General features: G+C 67.3%; 17 protein-coding genes and 1 pseudogene. 4 read left to right on the forward strand and 14 right to left on the reverse strand.

Features of this window, described 5'->3' with window-relative positions:
* Positions 1-44: 44 nt before the first annotated feature.
* The gene (locus ELI80_RS10480) at positions 45-479 is read left to right on the forward strand and encodes a LysR substrate-binding domain-containing protein (protein WP_136651876.1); all 435 of its coding nucleotides are present in this window, start codon (positions 45-47) and stop codon (positions 477-479) included.
* A 21-nt stretch (positions 480-500) separates the two neighbouring features.
* Here the strand turns inward: ELI80_RS10480 and ELI80_RS10485 are convergent, their stop codons facing one another.
* From ELI80_RS10485 to ychF, 12 genes and pseudogenes are all read right to left on the reverse strand, one after another.
* Positions 501-887, reverse strand: coding sequence for a Rid family hydrolase (locus ELI80_RS10485; RefSeq protein WP_136651877.1), 387 nt, complete (start codon positions 885-887; stop codon positions 501-503).
* 34 nt (positions 888-921) lie between these two features.
* Entirely contained in the window at positions 922-2,226 is a 1,305-nt protein-coding gene (locus ELI80_RS10490; RefSeq protein ID WP_136651878.1) for an NAD(P)/FAD-dependent oxidoreductase, read from the reverse strand.
* Positions 2,223-3,722, reverse strand: a complete 1,500-nt coding sequence (locus tag ELI80_RS10495; RefSeq protein WP_136651879.1) for an aldehyde dehydrogenase — start codon at positions 3,720-3,722, stop codon at positions 2,223-2,225. Before ELI80_RS10495 ends, ELI80_RS10490 begins: the two co-directional genes overlap by 4 nt.
* A complete protein-coding gene (locus ELI80_RS10500; protein WP_136651979.1) occupies positions 3,715-6,042 on the reverse strand; it encodes a molybdopterin-dependent oxidoreductase in 2,328 nt (775 codons plus the stop codon). The genes ELI80_RS10495 and ELI80_RS10500 overlap by 8 nt, the downstream gene beginning before the upstream one ends.
* Positions 6,042-7,022, reverse strand: coding sequence for an ABC transporter ATP-binding protein (locus ELI80_RS10505; RefSeq protein WP_136651880.1), 981 nt, complete (start codon positions 7,020-7,022; stop codon positions 6,042-6,044). The genes ELI80_RS10500 and ELI80_RS10505 overlap by 1 nt, the downstream gene beginning before the upstream one ends.
* Positions 7,006-7,998, reverse strand: a complete 993-nt coding sequence (locus ELI80_RS10510) for an ABC transporter ATP-binding protein (RefSeq protein ID WP_136651881.1) — start codon at positions 7,996-7,998, stop codon at positions 7,006-7,008. Before ELI80_RS10510 ends, ELI80_RS10505 begins: the two co-directional genes overlap by 17 nt.
* A complete protein-coding gene (locus tag ELI80_RS10515; protein ID WP_136651882.1) occupies positions 7,995-8,852 on the reverse strand; it encodes an ABC transporter permease in 858 nt (285 codons plus the stop codon). Before ELI80_RS10515 ends, ELI80_RS10510 begins: the two co-directional genes overlap by 4 nt.
* The gene (locus tag ELI80_RS10520) at positions 8,849-9,793 is read right to left on the reverse strand and encodes an ABC transporter permease (RefSeq protein WP_136651883.1); all 945 of its coding nucleotides are present in this window, start codon (positions 9,791-9,793) and stop codon (positions 8,849-8,851) included. The genes ELI80_RS10515 and ELI80_RS10520 overlap by 4 nt, the downstream gene beginning before the upstream one ends.
* A 15-nt stretch (positions 9,794-9,808) precedes the next feature.
* Positions 9,809-11,362 (reverse strand): ABC transporter substrate-binding protein, encoded by a 1,554-nt coding sequence (locus ELI80_RS10525; RefSeq protein ID WP_136651884.1) that lies wholly within the window; start codon positions 11,360-11,362, stop codon positions 9,809-9,811.
* Positions 11,363-11,638: 276 nt separating this feature from the next.
* Positions 11,639-12,295 carry an IS256 family transposase gene (locus tag ELI80_RS16650; RefSeq protein ID WP_438943068.1) on the reverse strand — a complete coding sequence of 219 codons (657 nt, stop codon included), beginning with the start codon at positions 12,293-12,295 and terminating at the stop codon, positions 11,639-11,641.
* Between the two features lie 36 nt (positions 12,296-12,331).
* Positions 12,332-12,691 (reverse strand): annotated as a pseudogene (locus ELI80_RS16655) (hypothetical protein).
* A gap of 612 nt (positions 12,692-13,303) precedes the next feature.
* Complete coding sequence (gene ychF, locus ELI80_RS10535; RefSeq protein ID WP_136651885.1) at positions 13,304-14,401, reverse strand: redox-regulated ATPase YchF; 1,098 nt, start codon at positions 14,399-14,401, stop codon at positions 13,304-13,306.
* Positions 14,402-14,553: 152 nt separating this feature from the next.
* Between ychF and trpA the strand changes: the two genes are divergently transcribed.
* Positions 14,554-15,351 carry a tryptophan synthase subunit alpha gene (gene trpA / locus ELI80_RS10540; RefSeq protein ID WP_136651886.1) on the forward strand — a complete coding sequence of 266 codons (798 nt, stop codon included), beginning with the start codon at positions 14,554-14,556 and terminating at the stop codon, positions 15,349-15,351.
* 36 nt (positions 15,352-15,387) lie between these two features.
* Here trpA and ELI80_RS10545 read toward each other — a convergent pair whose 3' ends face one another.
* Both ELI80_RS10545 and ELI80_RS10550 read right to left on the reverse strand, forming a co-directional pair.
* Entirely contained in the window at positions 15,388-16,077 is a 690-nt protein-coding gene (locus ELI80_RS10545; protein ID WP_136651887.1) for a P-loop NTPase family protein, read from the reverse strand.
* A gap of 7 nt (positions 16,078-16,084) precedes the next feature.
* Entirely contained in the window at positions 16,085-17,515 is a 1,431-nt protein-coding gene (locus ELI80_RS10550; protein WP_136651888.1) for an AI-2E family transporter, read from the reverse strand.
* Between the two features lie 181 nt (positions 17,516-17,696).
* On the opposite strand from ELI80_RS10550, the gene proS reads away from it, so the two are divergent.
* Both proS and ELI80_RS10560 read left to right on the forward strand, forming a co-directional pair.
* Complete coding sequence (proS, locus tag ELI80_RS10555) at positions 17,697-19,055, forward strand: proline--tRNA ligase (protein ID WP_136651889.1); 1,359 nt, start codon at positions 17,697-17,699, stop codon at positions 19,053-19,055.
* Positions 19,056-19,060: 5 nt separating this feature from the next.
* Positions 19,061-19,546 (forward strand): DUF2937 family protein, encoded by a 486-nt coding sequence (locus tag ELI80_RS10560; protein ID WP_136651890.1) that lies wholly within the window; start codon positions 19,061-19,063, stop codon positions 19,544-19,546.
* Positions 19,547-19,615 lie beyond the last annotated feature (69 nt).

The raw sequence follows: 19,615 nt of genomic DNA on the forward strand, positions 1-19,615 counted from the left end.
TCATGCACTAAGATTACAAACGGACCACCTCAGGGGGGCAGGCCATGCGCGTGGTGTGGCACGCCGAGTTGCCCTATCACTGCATCATGCCGCTGGGCCACAAGCTCGATACGCGCGAGGTGGTCACGCCCGCCGACCTTGCAGGCGCGCCCATAATCGGCTTTGCCGACACGACCGTGACGGGTGTGCAACTGGATCAGCTTACAGCAGCTTTGCCCGATCCGCCCGTGGTCAGGATGCGCGTTCACCTGTCGGCCAGCGCATCGCGGCTTGTGTCAGAGGGACACTGGCTCGCCGTCGTCGATCCTTTCGCGGCTGCGAGCCATGCGAGGGCCGGCGGCATCAGCCGGCCCTTTGAGTCCCCGGCGCGGTTCAACATCTTCCTAGTGGTGCGAGAACACGTGCCCCTGAGTGACGCTGTTGCGGCCTTCATTGCCCGTTTTGACGAGCGTGTCAGCGCCTTATTGATGCTGCTTTGAGGCGCCGTCTGCCCCTCAGTTCTAGGCGATCGCGTGGGCCTCGATCTCTACTTTCTGCCATGGGCGCAGCAGGGACGTGATCTGGACCATCGTGCTGGCAGGTCGGATCGCGTCAAATGTTTCAAGATGGGCGCGCGCGATGGCATCGGCATCGGCCATATCACGCACATAGACGACGGTCCGGACCACGCCCTCCAACGTTGTCCCGGCTTGCTCCAGCGCCCTGCCGATCACGTCCAGCGCGGCCTTGGCTTGGGTATAGGCGTCGCTGTGCTCGTGAGCGGCAGGCGCGCAGGTGCCCGAGACATAAATCTGGTCGCCGACGCGAACAGCACGAGAATAGCCGTATTGTCCCTCATAGGCTCCACCGGAGGAGAAGTTAGTGCGCTGAGAGGATGATTTGGTCATGTTGGTTCCTTTCGTCGGTGATGAGTGGGCCAGTTCAGCGATCAAACCTTGACCAGCGGAAGGGCCGGGGGTCGACGACGGGCGGCCGTGCCAAGACCGTGTCGGCCGTCAGCCGACCCAGCCCGGGTCCCAAGCCGAAGCCGTGCCCCGAACAGCCTGACGCGATGATCGCCCCCGGCAAGCCCGGAATCTGATCAACCACGGGAACGGCGTCGGGCGTCACGTCGATCATCCCGCCCCAGGCGTGGGTGGTACGGGCATTGGTAAAGGCTGGAAAGGCCCGCGTCGCGTTCGCCAGGGCCCGTCGAAGGAACTGGCGCGACGGCGAGGGATCAAGGCTGCGGATGTCCTCGAACACGGTGCGTTCGTCGGCGCTCCAGCACCGGGGGCGCCGCGCCTCGCGGAAGAACGATGGCCCGGCGCGCAGGTGGAACTCGCGCCAGTTGTCGCGCAGGCGGGGCAGGAACTGACGCAAGAAGCGAATGTTGTCCGGTAGGATTTCTGCGATATTGGCATTGCGCAAGGTCAGGGTATGACCGCCGTCGACGCGCGGCCGGACCGAGAAATTCTCGGTGCCGACGGGGTGGTCCGGCAGGCCGGTCACGCCCTCGACGCGGGCAACCGTGCCGACGATCCGAAGCTGGGGGAACGTCACGCCGTGGTTTCTCAGCAGCGTCCGGCTCCAGACCCCGCCGGCGATCACTACCTGCCTGGCGCGTATCCGGCCTTTTTCCGTCACGACACCGGACACCTGGCCCCCCGTGATGTCCAAGGCACGGACGGCGCATTCCGTTAGGATGATCGCCCCTGCTCGGCGGGCCGCCTCGGCCATGGACGGAACGGCGATCCAAGGTTCGGCCATCCCGTCCTGGGGCGACCACAGGGCCATGCACAGCGCCCCCACCATGCCCGGCATCATGTCGCGGGCCGCCGCGCCGTCCAAGATGCGGGTGTCGATGCCGTGACGTTTTCCGATTTCGTGCCATTGGGTCCAATGGGCAGCGTCATGCTGGGTATAGGCGGCATAGATGATACCAGACTGGCGAAAGCCAGTCGGTGCGCCGATTCGGCGGTCCATTCCCCGCCACATTTCCAGCGATGCGGCAGCAAGGGGCAGTTCGGCCTCGTCGCGCCCCATCTGGCGCACCCAGCCCCAGTTGCGCGAGGACTGCTCGCCCGCAATGATCCCCTTTTCACACAGGGCGACCGTCACCCCCGCCTCGGCCAGTTCAAGCGCGCTTGTAACCCCGACGATGCCGCCGCCGATGATGACGACATCGACGGTGTCAGGCAGCGTCTCGTCACCGCGGAACGGGGCAACGGGGACGGACAGGGTCATTGGTCCGCTCCGAGGCCGATCCAGACGGTCTTTGTCTGCTGATACTGCGCCATCGCCTCCAGACCGTTGTCGCGGCTGAGCGACCCCGAGCGCCGGTATCCGCCAAAGGGCGTAGCGATGGATCCTTCCGAGAAGCTATTGACCGAAACCGTGCCGACTGGCAGCGCACGGGCAAACCGGAAGGCCTTGTCCAAGTCGCGGGTGAACACCGAGGCGTGCAGGCCGAAGTCGGTGTCGACGGCCATGCGCAGGGCCTCGTCATCGCTGTCGACCACCATCATGCCAAGGACCGGGCCAAAGATCTCTTCGCGGGCAATCCGCATGTCTGGCTTCAGACCCTCGAACACCGCAGGGGTCAGGAAAAAGCCGGGGTTACCCTGCAGGGTCTCGCCCCCCCGCACGAGGCGCGCTCCCTCGGATCGTCCGGCGGCCACATAGCCCGCCACACGGTCACGATGCTCGGCCGTGACAAGTGCGCCGATGTCCGTCGCCGGGTCGAGCGGGTCCCCGACCACCAGCGAAGCCACCCGCGCGGTCACGCGCGCCGCAAATTCCTCGTGGTGATGGCGGTGAATGATCTGGCGCATGTTGGCTGAACAGTTCTGGCCGCCGTTCCAGAACGCCGCCATCACGGCGGCCTCGATGAGGCTGTCGGTAATGCGGGCATCCTCCAGCACTAGGAAGGGGCTTTTGCCACCCAGTTCCAGCCCGACGGGCTTCCGGTTCGACTGCGCGGCATAGCCCAGAAGATAAGCACCGACCTCACCCGAGCCGGTGAAGGACACTGTGTCGATATCGGGGTGGCGGCCGATCGCCTGACCCGCCGTCTCGCCCAGCCCTGGAATGATGTTTAGGACGCCCGGCGGCAAGCCTGCCTCGGCGGCCAGCTCGCCCAGCCTCAGGGCCGTCAGCGGCGTCTGCTCGGCCGGCTTGAGGACGACCGAGCACCCGGTAGCCAGTGCCGGTGCCAGCTTCCAAGCCGCCATCAGCAGCGGAAAGTTCCATGGTACGATCAGTCCCGCGACACCGATCGGTTCCTTGACAATAGCGGCGAAGGCGGTCGGGCCGGTCGGCGCGATGCGGTCGAAGCTCTTGTCGATCGTCTCTGCATACCACTGGAAGAAGTTGGGCACCTCGTGCGCGACCTCGTTGCGGCAGTCACGGATGGTCTTGCCGCTGTCGCGTGACTCCAGCAGCGCCAGCTCGTCGCCATGCTTGCGCAGCAGATCGGCAAGGCGCAGCAGGACGACCTTGCGATCGGTCGGATCGCAGCGTGACCAGGTGCCGTCGTCGAAGACGCGCCTTGCGGCGCGCACGGCCCGATCCACGTCCTCAGGTCCGCAGGCGGCCACATCCGCAAGGTGGTCTCCAGTCGAGGGCGCTACCGTGGCGAAGGTTTCGCCCGAAGCAGCATGGCAGACCTCGCCATCGATCCAAGCGCGCGTTTCAATCCGCACCGCGGCAGCGGCTAGCCTGTTCTGCTCGGCCTCAATCATCGTTGCTCTCCGGGACAAGGGGGAAAAGGGGCGGCGGCTCGAAGGCACGCACGGGAGGCACGGGTCCGGTCCAGCGGCTGATCGCCACGCGGCTGATCTGCCCGGTGCAGCCGCGCGTCAGGCGCGAAGTGCCGATATCGTAGGTCAGCACGTTAGCCTGACCATGCGCGCAGAAGACCGGCGCACGTCCGCTCGGGTCCGGCTGGGGGTCAAACCAAGAGCCCGTTGCCAGATGGACGACGCCGGGCCGGATGCGGTCCGACAGTGCGACCCCTGCAAGGCAGGCGCCGCGGTCGTTTTCCACCCGTGCGATGTCGCCATCGGCAAGGCCCACCGCGGCGGCGTCGCCAGGGTTCATGCGCAGCCTTTCGCGGCCGGCCACCTTGCTGGCGGCAGACGTTTCGCCGAAGTCCAGCTGGCTGTGCAGCTTGGTCCCCGGTGCGTTGGCAATCAGGTGGAATGGCCGGGCATCGTCGGGCTGGCGCCGATGCGGACGCCAGACCGGCATCCCCGGAACTTCATTGTAACCATAACCCGCGATCTCCTCGCTGAAAATTTCGATGCGGCCGCTCGGCGTGGCCAGCGGGTGTCCTTCGGGATCGGCGCGGAAAGCGGCGGTGAAGCCCCCGATGTCCGGCTCGCAGGGCAGGTCGATCCAGCCCCGCTGCCAGAACGCGTCGAAATCCGGTGCGTCGAGGCCCCGTTCAGCGAGGGCAATGCGCGTCGGCTCGTAGAGATGCCGCAGCCATTCGTCGACCGAGCGCCCCTCGGTAAAGGCGGCGTGCGCATCGCCTCCTATCGCCGCCGCAACCGAGGCCAGCGCCTCGTGGTCCGACCGCGCCTCGGCCTTGGGCGGTGCGAGAGGCTGCATGGCGAACAGGCGCGGGTCGTTCCGTGTGCCGCCAAAGTCCGACCGCTCGAGCGTGAACGAGATCGGCAGGACGATGTCGGCGGACTTGGCTGTGGCGGTCCAGACCTGTTCATTGACCACAAAAGTATCCAGGCGGCCGATCGCCCGTGACAGGCGCGCAAGGTCCTGATGATGGTGGAACGGGTTGCCCCCCGCCCACCACATCAGCCTGATGTGCGGCAGACTGCGAGTCTCGCCCATGAAGGTGAACGGCTCGCCCGGGTGCAGCAGCATGTCCGAGACGGCCGCCACCGGGATAAAGTCGCGGCAGCCATTGCGACCCTGGGGCAATACAGGGATCGGAATTGCGACCTTCTGGCGCCCGGTATGGGCCAGCGAACCGAAGGCATAGGTAAAGCCGCGGCCCGCCAGCCCGATCTGCCCAACCATTGCGGCAAGCGCCAGCGCCGCCCAGACCGGCTGTTCACCGTACTCGGCGCGCTGCAGTGCGTGGGCGACAACGATCAGGGAATTACAGCTTACCAACTTGCGCGCAAGATCGGTGATGGTGCCGGCCGGGATGCCGGTCAGGGCCTCGGCCCAGGCGGGGGTCTTGGGGCCGCCATCGGCGTCTGACCGCAGATAGTCGCGGAACCGGTCGTAACCGACGCAGTAGCGGGACAGGAATGCCCGGTCCTCCAGGCCCTCGTTCTGCAGAACCCAAGCCATTGCCAGCATGACCGCCGTGTCCGTGCCCGGCCGGACGGGATGCCACACGGCGCCGATGTCGTCCGGCATGTCGTCGGCAATGGGCGAGAATAGGTGGAAGGCGCCCCCGCGCGCGGCGATCCGGCGCATGGCGTCATGTTCGACGTGATCGCTGACGCCGCCGTTGCCGATCGCTGAATTGCGCGGAGGCATGCCGCCGAAGGTCACGATCAGGTCGGCTTCGCGCACGACCTGCTGCCAGGACACCGTGTTGCGCGAGATTTCGCTGAACGGCCCGATCAGTCGCGGCAGCAGGGGTGCCGCGGCACCCGCGCTGTAGCTGCTAACGCCTGAGACGTAACCGCCGAACGCGACATTGAGGAATCTGTGGATCTGGCTCTGGGCATGATGAAAGCGTCCCGCGCTCGCCCACCCGTAAGAGCCACCGTAGACACCCGCGGGTCCGCTCAGAGCCGAGACGCGCGCGATCTCGGCCGCGAGCAGTTCGGAAACCTTTTCCCACGAGACCTCTACGAACGGCTCGCCGATCGGGCGCTGGCGCGGACCGGGGCCGTGCCGCAGCCAGCTTTCGCGCACCGCGGGGCGCAGCACCCGCGCCGGGTGGTCGAGGATGGTGCGATTGTTGCGCAGGATGGGCGACGGCGCGTTATCGCCCTCGTGCGGGATGATTTCGACGCCATCGGGGCCACGGCGGGCATAGAAGGCCCCCCAGTGGCTGGCATGAACTACGGGTTCCCCCATCACGCGTCCTCCTGTGCGGCGATTGCCTCGGCGAAATGGCAGGCGACAAGATGTCCCATTGTTGGCCGCAGGGCGGGAATCTCGGCCCGGCATCGTTCGGCTGCATAGGGGCAGCGCGGGTGGAACCGGCAGCCCGGCGGCGGGTCGAGCGGCGACGGCGGCTCTCCTTCGACCGCAAGGGGAGGAACGGGGATATCGGGGTCCGGCACCGGCGAGACGGTCCGCAGCAGGCGGGTATAGGGGTGCGCGGGACGATCGAACAGCGGGCGCGTGTCGCCCTGTTCGATCACCTGGCCCAGATACATCACGGCCGTGCGGTCGCAGAAGTGCCGCACCACGCCCAGATCATGCGAAATGAAAACGAAGGCGATCCCACGTTCTTTCTGAAGGCGCGCCAACAGGTTCAGGATCTGCGCCTGCACCGACACGTCCAGAGCGGACACCGGCTCGTCGGCGATGATCAGGCTCGGGGATAGCACCAGTGCCCGCGCGATGCCGATGCGCTGCTTCTGCCCCCCCGAGAATTCGTGCGGATAGCGCGCGGCCGCCTCGGGCGGCAGGCCCACATCCGACAGCGTTTCCTTGATCAGGCGCCTTGCATCGCCTCCGTGGGTGATCCCATGAACCGCGATCGCCTCGGCCAGCGCGTCGCCAATGCGCATGCGCGGCGATAGCGAGGCCGCAGGGTCCTGAAAGATCATCTGCATCCGAGGCCGCAGCTTGCGGAGGGCGCGCAGCGGCAGACGCGTCACATCCACGCCATCGAAAACGACCCGACCTTCGTCCGCGCGGGCAAGGCGCAGGATCGCGCGCGCGACGGTGGACTTGCCGCAGCCGCTTTCCCCCACGATCCCCAGCGCCTCGCCTGCGCCGACATTGAGGCTGACGTCGTCCACCGCGCGCAGGTACGACGTGCGGGGAACGGGCCAGCCCCGCGAGACCGGATAGGTGACGCGAAGCCCCTCAACCTGCAGAAGCATCGCGCCCGCTCCCTTCCACGTGCAGCCAGCAGCGCACCTCGTGTTCGGCATCGTCCGCGACGGGGACACGGGGAGGCAGCGCCTGACAAATCTTCATTGCGTGCGGACAGCGGTCGATGAAGCGGCAGCCGTCGGGCAGCCGGGTCAAAGGCGGCACGCGGCCGGGGATCGAGGCAAGCTCGGACAGGTCGCGGTCCACGCGGGGCAGGCTGGCAAGCAGCGCCCGTGAATAAGGGTGCGCCGGATTGCGGAACAGCGCGCGGACGGGGGCCGACTCGACCATGTCGCCGCCGTACATGACCACGACCCGATCCGCGTGCGCCGCGACGATGCCCAGGTTGTGCGTGATCAGCATCATCGCCATCCGGCCGTCGTCCTGAAGCATGTCAAGCAGGTCGAGGATCTGCCGCTGCACCGTCACGTCCAGCGCCGTCGTCGGCTCGTCCGCGATCAGCAGGCGCGGACCGCAGGCGATAGCCAGGGCAATAACCACGCGCTGGCGCATCCCGCCCGAGAATTCATGCGGATAGGAATCATATCGGCTAGCAGCCGACGGAATGCGCACCCTTTCCATCAGCGCGATGGCGCGCCTGCGGGCTTCGCTGCGCGAGAGACCAAGGTGGTCGCGCAGCGGCTCGGCAATCTGCTCGCCGACCGTCAGGACCGGATTCAGTGCAGTCATCGGTTCCTGAAAGATCATCCCGATGCGCGCACCCCGGATCGCCTCCATCTGCCGCTCGCTCTCACGCTCGATGGGTTTGCCCTCGAGAACCACATGCCCGTCGGTCACGACGGCGATCGAGGGCAGCAAGCCCATGATCGACATGGCCAGCATGCTCTTGCCGCAGCCGCTTTCGCCGACGACGGCGACCGTCTCACCTTCCTCGATGCGAAAGTTCACCTCGCGCACGGCGTGATGCTGACGCCCGTTCAGCGTCAGCGACGTGCGAAGGTCGTCTATGTGCAGCACGCTCATGCCGAGGCCCTCGGGTCGTTGGAATCGCGCAGCCCGTCCCCGATTAGGTTGAGCCCGATCATGATCAAGAGGATCATCAGCGAGGGCCAGATCGCTAGGCCGGGATATTCGAGCAGGTTGTCGAAGCCTTCGCGGACCAGCCCCCCCAGCGTCGCCGCAGGCGGTGGTGCCCCCAGGCCTATGAAGGCCAGCGAACTTTCGGTGCGCACCGCTGTCGCCAGCCACAGCGTGCCGACGACGATCATGTCGTCCATCGTCTCGGGCAGGATGTGGCGCAGCATGATGCGCCCGTCCGAATATCCCAGCACCCGGCAGGCGTCGATGTAATCACGTCCGCGCAGAGCGAGCGCGGCTGACCGCGCCATCCGGTAAAAGGCAGGAAAGGCGGTGATGGCGATGGCCAGGATCAGATTTGTCACACCCGGTCCCAGAAGGGCAACCATGATGATGCCGGCGACCATCTGCGGAAAGCTCATCAGCAGGTCGTTCGCGGCCGAGATCCAGCGATCCAGCGTGCCCCCATAATAGCCGGACATGATCCCAAGGGCTGTGCCGGCGACCAGCGCCAGTGACGTCGATGCAAAGGCCGTCAACAGCGTCACCCGCAGTCCGTAGAGGATGCGCGAGAAGGTGTCGCGACCGAAACCGTCGGTGCCCAGCCAGTGCTCGGCCGAAGGCGGCCGGAACCGCGTCGCGATCGACTGCGCATAGGGATCGTGCGGTGCCAGCACCGGCGCCAGCACGGCCGCCGCCAGCACGGCCGCCATGATCGTGGCGCCGATGAGAATTGCCGTGCGCCCTGGGCGATAGGTGCGGCCTGCCGCGCCGGCCGGAACTGGTGCTGCCGCGCTCATCCCGTTTTCACCCTCGGATCCACAAGGCCGTAAAGAAGGTCGGTCAGCGTGTTCACGACCACCACCAGCACTGCGTAGGTCACCACAAGGCCCTGCAGCAGCGTATAGTCGCGCCGATCCAGCGCCCCGACGACCAGCTTGCCCAAGCCCGGGCGGTTGAAGACGATCTCGGTCAGGACCGAGTTGCCGATCAGCACGCTGAAATAAAGGCCGGTAAAGGTGACCACCGCCAGCAGCACATTGCGCAGGGCGTGCTTCCACACGATGCGGCGCATCGGAACGCCCTTGGCCCGGGCCGTGCGGATGAAGTCGGACGGCAGGGTGTTCAGCATGCCCCCTCGCGTCACCCGCGCCACATAGGCCATCATCACCAGGCCGAGGTTGATGGCCGGCAATGCCAAGGACATCAGCCGGCCACCGGGATCGCTCCACGGCTTGCCGCCCGAGATGATCGGGAACCATCCCAGCCACAGCCCGAACACCAGCAACATCATGATCGCCGAGACAAAGGCCGGAAAGGACAACCCCCCCAGCGTTACGATGCGGACCAGCCAGTCCACCCATCCGCCGTTCGAACGGGCTGCGACGACTCCGAGGGGCACCCCCAGCAGAACCCCCACCACCACCCCCGCTATCGAAAGCTCGAGCGTGTAGGGCAGAACCTCGGCGATGGCGGAGGTGACGGGGCGGTCGTTGATCATCGACCGGCCCAGATCCCCCCGCGCGATTTGGCCCAGGAACGAAAGATACTGGTGCCAGATGGGCTGATCGAGTCCGGTTTCCCGATAAAACCGGGCGATGGCTTCGGGGGTCGCCTGGTCTCCAAGGAGGATGAGCGCCGGGTTCCCAGGCACCACCCGAACCAGAACGAACACGAGCGTCAGCACTGCCAGCAGCGTCGGGACAAGTGTCACGAGCCGGCGACCGATAAAGCGCAACACCGCGACGACCCCGGCTTATTTGAGGTCCGTCAGCTCGGTGATGACCGGGCCGAGGTGCAGATCGGCCTTCAGGTCATAACCCCAGTCCACGTTTTCGCGGCGGGCATAGGCGATCAGCTGTTCATAGAGCGGGACTGCGCAGACGTTCTCGATGATCTTCTTCTGCGCGGCCGCCCAAAGGGCCCTCTGCTTTTCGGGGTCCGGTTCTGCACGGGCACCCAGAATCTCGTCGTCGGCCACATCACAGTGCGAGAAGTTGGTCGCTGCGGTCGGCTTGCCGACGATCGAATCGGAGAGGAAGAACTGGCTGAGGAACACGTCCGCCACCGGGAAGCGCGCTGCCGAGTAGTAGACCACCTGGCTGAGGTCCTTGCGGATCTGGGCGTGAAAGGTCTGGTGATCGACGACGTCGAGTTGAAGGTCGATGCCGGCCTTGGCCAGCTGGGCCTGTGCGACCTGCGCGACGCTCAGCATGTTGGGAAGCGAGGTCTGAATCATCTTCAGCTTGATGCCGTCCGGAAAGCCGGCATCCGCCAGCATCTTCTTGGCGGCTTCGGCATCACCCTGACCGAAGATCGGGGTCGAGTTGTCCCAGCCGAGGTTGCCGGTCGGAATGACCGATCCTGCTGGCTGGGCGAGGTTGGTCCCAATGAACTTGACGAATTCGTCGCGGTTCAGGGCCGTCGCCACGGCCCGGCGCACCTCGATCTTGTCGAGCGGTGCAGAGGTCATGTTCAGATGGAACTGCTGCAACTCGGCAGGGCGCATGATGTCGACGACGAAACCGCTCATCCCCTTGGTCGCGTCGATCCACTGCTGGTCCTGGCGGCCATAGGACACATCCAGTTCGCCCGCCCTCAGCGCCAGGTCGCGGGCTGAATCAGAGGGAATGTACCGAACCTCGATACCGTCAAGCTTCGGGACGCCGCGGAAATAGTCCGGGTTCCGCACCAGCCGCACGCTTTCCTGCGAGGTGTAACTGTCTACCATGAAGGGGCCGGTGCCGACCGGTTTCGTGGCAAAGCCAGCGCCCTCCTCTTCAGCCGCCTTCTTCGAGATTATGTTCCCGCCGTGATAATTCGAGACCAGCCCCAGCAGCGAAGGAACCCGCTGTCTGAGGGTGATGCGCACAGTCAGCGCATCGACGGCTTCGATGTTCTCGACGGCCTTGTAATCGGTCGCGAAAGCCGAGGTGTCGGGGTTGCTGGCGCGCTTGAGCGAGAAGACGACGTCCTCTGCCGTCAGCTCGCCGTACCCGTGGTGGAACTTGACCCCTGGACGCAGCTTGAATGTCCAGACCTTCCCGTCCTCGCTCTCGCCCCAGCTTTCGGCTAGGTCCGGCTCGAGGGCGGAGATGTCGTCGGAGCCCGGCTTAAAGCGGACAAGGCCGTTGTAGATCCAGCCGGTCAGCGGCTTGTCGGGGGTTGAGGTGGCGCGCGCCGGATCGAGCGTGCCGAGGTCGGCGGCCGCCACGCCGAAGCGGAGCGTGCCGGCAGCTAGTGCTGGCCATGCTGCTGACAAGCTGACGCAGGTCAGCAAACCCCAGAACGTGGCTTTCGCGATGGTCATGTCCCTAATCCCCTCATCAGAACCGTTCGCGCAGCCCAAGCGTGCGAGCGAGCGCAATGGAATAAACGAAGTCAGGGTGGCACCCGGGTGTCAAATAGAATAATTGCAGCAGCTGTTGCGGAAAACTGAACTACCCCCCGAAAATCGGGCCGTGACTCATGCGGCCCATGGCTGACAGCCGCCCGCTGTGGTCTACTTCAACCAGATCAGAACCGGCCAGCAGGGGCAGAGAGTACTTAAATCAGCCCGAAAACTGTCCAACAGAAGGGGAGTCGCTCATTCGCCGTTGGTCTCGAGCATCAGCGCGCCGACGAGGTGGATGATGGCCTCGTCGTTGGGGAAGATGCGATGACGTCGGCGCGCCGCTTCACCTTGCGGTTTACCCGCTCCAGCGGGTTGGTGCTGGCGATCTGGGTCCAGTGCTCGCGTGGGCAGGACATGTAGGCCTAGCACGTCGTCACGGGAGGGATTCATCAGGGCCCCGAGCTTGGGCTGCTTTTCGCGGAGCGCGTCGGCCAAGATCTCCCACTGGGCTTCAGCCTCGGCCCGGGTCTCCTGTGCGAAGATCGTCTTCAGCATCGCCGCCACGGCGGTGCGCTGCTTGGCCGGAGCGTGAGCCAGGGCGTTGCGCATAGAGTGAATGCGGCACCTCTGGCGGGTGGCGTTGAGGACCCGACGTGCCGCAGCCCGCAGCCCCTTGTGGTTGTCGGCGATCACCAGCTTCACCCTGCGCAGGCCCCGGTCGGCCAGGGACCGCAGGATCTCGGTCCAGAAGGTCTCGGCTTCGGATGGCGCGGTGGCTACACCCAGAACCTCGCGCTTGCCGTCCTCGTTGACCGCCACCGCAATTGTCACCGCCTTACTGATGATGCGCCCCCCTTTCCGGAGCTTAAGGTCTGTGGCGTCCAGCCAGAGAGATGGCCGTCGACGTATACGCGGACCCCTCCAGAGGCCGGGAGAGGAAGGTGTTCACTCGCTCGTCGATCCCGGCGCAGAAGTCGGCTGACCTGGCTCTTGGACATGCCGCCCGCGCCCATGGCCTTGACCAGATCGTCGACCGAGCGAGTCGAGACACCGTGGACATAGGCCTCTTGGATCACCGCTACGAGGGCCTCCTCGGCCGTGCGGCGCGGCTCCGAAAGCTCGGGAAATAGCTGCCCTTCCGGAGCTTGGGGATCTCATCCTTCGCTACCATCGATCCACTGGATCGATTCCTCAACGCTCGAGTTTCATGATCCGTTCGGCCGCAAAGGCCAGCATATCGCGCAGAAGATCGCCGTCGGCCTGCTTCTCAACCAGCTCGATCCGCGCCATTCTCTCTTCGGTCATCGTCCTCTCCGTTGTCGGGTTCAGGTCTCGCAACCCAAACCTTCGCCGAAGATCGGGCATGCCCGCCAGCGTCACCCGCGGCCGCGCGGCTCGCGCTCCGTCGAAGACTGCGCGCGCGGCCTCATACACCACCACCCGGGACACTGCGTGAACTTCGACGTCTCCATTCACGTCAGCTCATCTCGCAACCAGCGAAGTTAGCTGAAAACTCCAGTTTTTCAGAGGGCAGAGCAGCCAGCATCACAGGATCAGGTCGTGATGGTCGACAGCGGCTCCGTTCAACGTCACGCCGATCGCAGAAAGATCCCGCGACGCAAAGGCTGAAAACTACGGCTCCCACTCGTTTCCGTGCCAGAGAAGGTTGTCTTTCAGACCCACCGCCTCCGCCATCTATCGTTGCGACAGTTTTCTCCCGATCCGGCTGCGGCTGGATGTGCGCTCGCGGATCCGCCGGCTCGGGCTACGGGGTGAAGGCGACAGGACGGGATGGAGAGCTTCTCGCGTCGATCGCCTTGATGCGGCCGCCGCGTTCCGGGGGGTTGCACCCCTTGTCTCAGCGCAAACCCCCGCCCGGACCCGCACCCACGCCGGCGCGCCTCAGGGCCAAGCCCCTCACGCGTTGAACAGGAAGTGCAGCACGTCGCCGTCCTTCACCTCGTAGGTCTTGCCTTCGACGCGGAACTTGCCGGCCTCGCGGGCGCCCGCCTCGCCCTTGCCGGCGACGTAGTCGTCGTAGGCCACGGTTTCGGCGCGGATGAAGCCCTTCTCGAAGTCGCCGTGGATGACGCCCGCGGCCTGGGGTGCCAGCGTGCCGCGGGTGATGGTCCACGCGCGGGCTTCCTTGGGGCCGACGGTGAAGTAGGTCTGCAGCCCCAGCAGGGCATAGGCGGCGCGGATCAGGCGGTCGAGGCCGGCTTCGTCCAGTCCCATCTCCGACAGGAACATCTGCGCCTCGTCGGGGGGAAGCTGGCTGATCTCCTCCTCGATGCGGGCGGAGATCACGACGTGGCCCGCGCCCTGCGCGCGGGCGAGCTCGGCCACGCGCCCTGACTGGGCGTTGCCGGTCGCCGCCTCGTCCTCGGCCACGTTGCAGACGTAGAGAACGGGCTTCGCCGTCAGGAGCTGCAGCATGTCCCACGCCTTGCGGTCGTCCTCGGCCACCGTGACGGACCGCGCCGGCTGCCCCGCCTCCAGCACGGCCTGCGCCTGCCGGAGCAGCCGGTCCTGCGCGACCGCCTCCTTGTCGCCGCCCTTCAGCTTGCGGGAGAGGTTCGCGAGCCGCCGCTCGATCGATTCGAGATCGGCGATCATCAGTTCGGTCTCGATCGTCTCGGCGTCCGCCACCGGGTCCACGCGGCCCTCGACATGGGTGATGTCGCCGTCCTCGAAGCAGCGCAGGACGTGGGCGATGGCGTCGACCTCGCGGATGTTGGCGAGGAACTGGTTGCCCAGGCCCTCGCCCCTGCTCGCGCCCTTCACGAGCCCGGCGATGTCGACGAACGTAATGCGGGTGGGGATGATCTGCTTGGACCCGGCGATGCCCGCGAGCGTGTCCAGCCGCGCGTCGGGGACCGCGACCTCGCCCACGTTCGGCTCGATCGTGCAGAAGGGAAAGTTCGCGGCCTGGGCGGCGGCGGTGCGCGTCAGCGCGTTGAACAGCGTGGACTTGCCCACGTTCGGCAGCCCGACGATCCCCATGCGAAAGCCCATGCCCGCGATCCTTCATGCGATGTTTCGCGGCGTTCTAGGTCAGGCGGCGCGGGCCGTCCAGTTCCGTGCCCGCCGCGGTGGGCCCTGCCCGCCCCTTTTCCCGGCGGGCGTTCCCTCCTATGAGGTGGCGGACCGACACGAAGGCGATCCCCATGACCCGTATCGACCGCACGTTCGCAGCTCTCGTCCAGGCCGACCGCAAGGCGTTCGTCGCCTACATCATGGCGCATGACCCCGATCGCGACACCTCGCTTGCGATCATGAAGGGCCTGCCGGGCGCGGGTGTCGACATCATCGAACTTGGGATGCCGTTCACCGATCCGATGGCGGACGGGCCCACCATCCAGGCTGCGGGCGTGCGCGCGCTGGCGGCGGGCGGCAGCCTCGCCGGCACGCTGGACCTGGCGGCCGCGTTCCGGCGCGAGGACGACACCACCCCGATCGTGCTGATGGGCTACTACAATCCGATCTACGCCCACCCGGGCGGGGTGCCGGCGTTTCTCGACGAAGCCGTCGCCGCCGGGATCGACGGCCTGATCGTGGTGGACCTGCCGCCCGAGGAGGACGCCGAGCTGTGCCTTCCCGCCCGCGCGGCGGGGCTGAACTTCATCCGCCTGGCGACACCGACGACCGACGACCGGCGCCTGCCGGCGGTCGTCGCGAACACGTCGGGCTTCGTCTACTACGTGTCGGTCACGGGGATCACCGGCGGGCAGGCGGCCGATCCCGCCGCCGTCGCGCCCGAGGTCGCGCGCGTCCGCGCCGCGGCCGGGCTACCGGTGGTCGTGGGCTTCGGCATTTCCACGCCCGAGGCGGCCGAGGCGGTCGCCGCCGTGGCCGACGGCGCCGTCGTCGGCAGCGCCATCGTCAAGCGGATCGGCGAAGGACAGCAGGTCGGCGAGGTGCTGGAGTTCGTCCGCACGCTCACCGAGGGTGCGCACCGGGCCTGACGGAAGGCGGCCGAGAGCGGCAGGGAAGCGGCCGGGTCAGCCCGGCGCTTCGTCCAGCGCCGAAAGCGCGTCGAGGGCGAGCGGCCGCGTCACGGCCCGGTTCTCGGCCATGGCGGCCGCGTCGATCGCGGCGACCAGCCGCCGCGCCTGCCCCAGGTCGCGGTCCATCCGGCGGACCAGCGCCTCGATCACGCCGATGGCCGGGTGCAGCTGGCGGTCCGCGAACAGCTTGACCAGCACGGCCGCAAGCAGCCCCTCGTCCGGCGCATCCAGCGCGACCAGCGCCGTGCCCTCCATCCGCGACTTCAGGTCCGGCAGCCTCAGCCCCCAGTCGCGCGGCGGCACCCGCGCCGTCAGAAGCAGCAGCCCGTCGCGCGCGCCGCTGAGGTTCCACAGGTGGAACAGCGCCAGCTCCGCCCCAGCCGCTCCGCCGGCACGATGTGCGTTCTCGACCACCAGCGCGCCGCCCTGCGGCATCAGCGCGTCCGCTGCATCTGCCGACAGGGCCGAGACGGATACGCGGCGCGCCCCGTTCTCGGCCGCCCAGAACGCCGCCATGTGCGACTTGCCCGACCCTTCCGGCCCCGCGAGGATCAGCCGGCCCTGCGGCCAGCGCTCCGGCATGTCGATCATCGCCAGCGCCGTGGCGTTCGATGGCGCGGGCAGAAAGTCCGCCCGCCCCATCGCCGGCGGCGTCCGAAGATCCAGCGTGAGCTGGCGCGGCATGGCCCGGTCAGTCCCTGCCGCGCGTGTCGGCCGCGTCCAGGTCGCGCATCTCGGCGCCGGTTCGGGGCTTGCGCTCCTCGACGAAGGCGCGCGGCGCCTCGCCGTCGGGGCTGCTGCCGCCCCAGGTCCGCACCCGAGGCGTCAGTTCGCCCGAGCCTTCGGATGCCGGCGCGTCGGGATCGCGGATCTCGACCTCGGCCGTCGCGACGGGCGCGTGGTCCATCTGCGCTGCCTCCTCGGCCGCGATCCGCGCCTCGTCGCGGGCGGACCCCACGCGGGCCTCGCGGACGGCGTCGTCGTGGGTCTGCTGCGCCCAGGCCACGCGGCGGGCGACGGTGCCGCGCGGCACCAGCTCGATCAGCGCGGGCGTGGCGATGCGGGGCGGCGGCTCGCGCCCGGTATAGATCGCGCTGACCTTGTAGCGGTCGAACATGAACCGGACGAGGACGCCGATCACCGCGCCCAGCGGCACCGCCACCATCAGGCCGACGAACCCGAACACGGACCCGAACACCGCGAGCGACAGCATCAGCCAGACGGGGTGCAGACCCACCTGCCCGCCCACGATCTTGGGTTGCAGGAAGTTGCCTTCAGCGATCTGGCCCACGATGAAGATCACGGCGACAGCGATGATCGGCGCGGGCTCGCCCCAGAAGGTGAACAGCGCTACGCCGATCGACAGCGTGCCGCCGACCAGCGTTCCGACGTAGGGGATGAACGACAGCGCCGCGGCCGACACCCCGATCACGATCCCGAACGGCAGCCCGACCAGCGCCAGCCCGACCGAATAGAAGGTGGCGAGGATCAGGATCACCACCGCCTGCCCCCGGACGAAGCCCGACACGCTGTCGTCCATCTGCTTGAACAGACCCCGCAGCGTGTCGGCGTGGGGGCGCGGCAGCAGCAGGTCGGCACGCCGCACCATCCGGTCCCAGTCCAGCAGCATGTAGAACGCGACCACCGGGGCGATCACGATGACCATGAAGAACCCGATCACCCCGTTGAGCGATCCCATGACCGTTCCCATGATCCCGGCGATGCTCGCAAGGATGGTCGCCTGCATCTGCTCGACCGTGGTGTCGACCAGTCCGCCTTCGGGCAGAAGCTGCGGGAAACGGGCCTGCCCGGCCTCCTGCAGGCGGTCGATCATGGCGGGCGCGGTCTGGATCAGCTGCAACCCCTGGCGGTAAAGCAGCGGCACCAGCAGCACGACAAGGGCGATCAGGGCGAGGATCACGATGGCGGTGATCAGCGTGACCGCCCAGACCCGGCTCACCCCCGCGCGTTCCAGCCGGTCCACGACGGGGTCGAGCAGATAGGCGATGCCCATTCCCAGCAGGAACGGCATCAGCACGTTCCCCAGGCCCCAGAGAACCAGCACGACCAGCAGCGCCATGGTGCCCCAGATCAGGGCCTGCTTGCCCGCGCTCAACCTCATGGCAATGCTCCAGCTGCCTGCCGGGCGCGCGCCGCCCCTCTGGCGGCCCGGAACCCGTCCGATGAAAGCCCTCTATCACCGCTCGACCCCATCGGCGCAAGCAGGCCGACGCCCGGCGGCGGCCGTTGCCCCGAAAGGTGCGATCCGCTAAGCCCCGTGCGGCACATCCTGAGGTCACCGCATGCGTCTGTCGCGCTATTTCCTGCCCGTCCTGAAAGAAACCCCGTCCGAGGCGCAGATCGTCAGCCACCGGCTGATGCTGCGCGCGGGCATGATCAAGCAGCAGGCGGCGGGCATCTACTCCTGGCTGCCGCTCGGCTACAAGGTGCTGCGCCGGATCGAGCAGATCGTGCACGAGGAACAGCAGCGCGCGGGCCATATCCCGCTGCTGATGCCGACGCTGCAATCGGCCGATCTCTGGCGCGAGAGCGGGCGCTACGACGACTACGGCGACGAGATGCTGCGGATCACCGACCGCCAGAAGCGCGACCTTCTCTACGGTCCCACGAACGAGGAGATGATCACCGACATCTTCCGGTCGAACGTGAACAGCTACAAGGACCTGCCGCTGACGCTGTACCAGATCCAGTGGAAGTTCCGCGACGAGATGCGGCCGCGCTTCGGCGTCATGCGGGGACGCGAGTTCCTGATGAAGGACGGCTACAACTTCGACCTGACCGAAGCGGACGCGCTGCACGCCTACAACCGGCACCTGGTCAGCTACCTGCGGACCTACGAACGCATGGGCCTGCAGGCGATCCCGATGCGCGCCGACAGCGGCCCGATCGGCGGCGAGAACACGCACGAGTTCCTGGTCCTGGCCGAGACGGGCGAGTCCGAGGTGTTCTACGACAGCGAGATCACGGACCTGACCTTCGGCGACCGCGAGATCGACTACGACGACCCCGCCGCCTGCCGCGCGGTGCTGGAGGAGTTCACCTCGCGCTACGCCCGAACGGACGAGACCCACGACGAGGCGGTGTTCGCCGACGTGCCCGAGGGACGCCGCAAGTCGGCGCGAGGGATCGAGGTCGGGCAGATCTTCTACTTCGGCACGAAGTATTCCGAACCGATGGGCGCGACCGTGGTCGGCCCCGATGGCCAGCGGACCCCCGTCCACATGGGCTCGCACGGGATCGGCGTGAGCCGCCTTCTGGGCGCGATCATCGAAGCCAGCCATGACGAGCGCGGGATCATCTGGCCCGAGGGGGTCGCGCCGTTCCACGTCGGCCTCGTCAACCTCAAGCAGGGGGACGCATCGGCCGACAGCGCCTGCGAGGCGATCGAGGGCGAGCTGCGCGCGCAGGGGCTGGACGTTCTCTACGACGACCGCGACGAGCGCGCGGGCGCCAAGTTCGCCACGATGGACCTGATCGGCCTGCCGTGGCGGATCACGGTCGGGCCGCGCGGGCTGGCCTCGAACAAGGTCGAACTGACCTCCCGCCGCACCGGCGACACGGTCGAGCTGTCGCCGCAGGACGCGGTCGCCCGCGTGGCCGAAATCTACGCGCCGGTCTTCGCCCGCAGCTACCGGGGCTGAGGTCGGTGGCGACGCTGCGTCTAATCGTGGGGCTCGTCTTCGCCGTGGCGTTGTCGCAGTTCCCGGCCTTTTCGGACCAGTACGTGCAGCGTCTGGGGGGCCAGGTCGATGCGCTGGCGCAGGTCGCGGCCGACTTCGACCGCAGCGCACGCCGCGCGAAGCTGACCCGCGACGAGGCGCTGGCCGAACTGTCGGGCAGCGCCTTCCGCGACGCCCACGCGGGCGACATGCGGCAGGTGTTCAGCCGGCTGGACCGAGCCTCGGCGGACCTTGCGCTTCTGCGCGCCGCCTCTCCGCTGGAACGGATGGCGCTGCCGCACCGCCTGCGCGACGTGGAAACGCTGCGCGCGACATGGGGCGACTTTCGCCCGGCGGTGCCCGTGACCGGCTCGGGCTTCATGGCCGCGGCCCTGGGCTTTCTGGTCGGATGGATCCTGGCAGGGCTGCTGGCGGCGCCGTTCCGTCGTCGCGAACAGCCGTCCTGGCGTTGACCCCGCCCGCGGGCAGGCGGGAAGCAGGGCCGAGATCCACAATCGGCCCCGGTCGCACCGGGGGCTGAG

The organism is Paracoccus aeridis, assembly GCF_004923205.2.
In the GTDB taxonomy this organism is placed as follows: domain Bacteria; phylum Pseudomonadota; class Alphaproteobacteria; order Rhodobacterales; family Rhodobacteraceae; genus Paracoccus; species Paracoccus aeridis.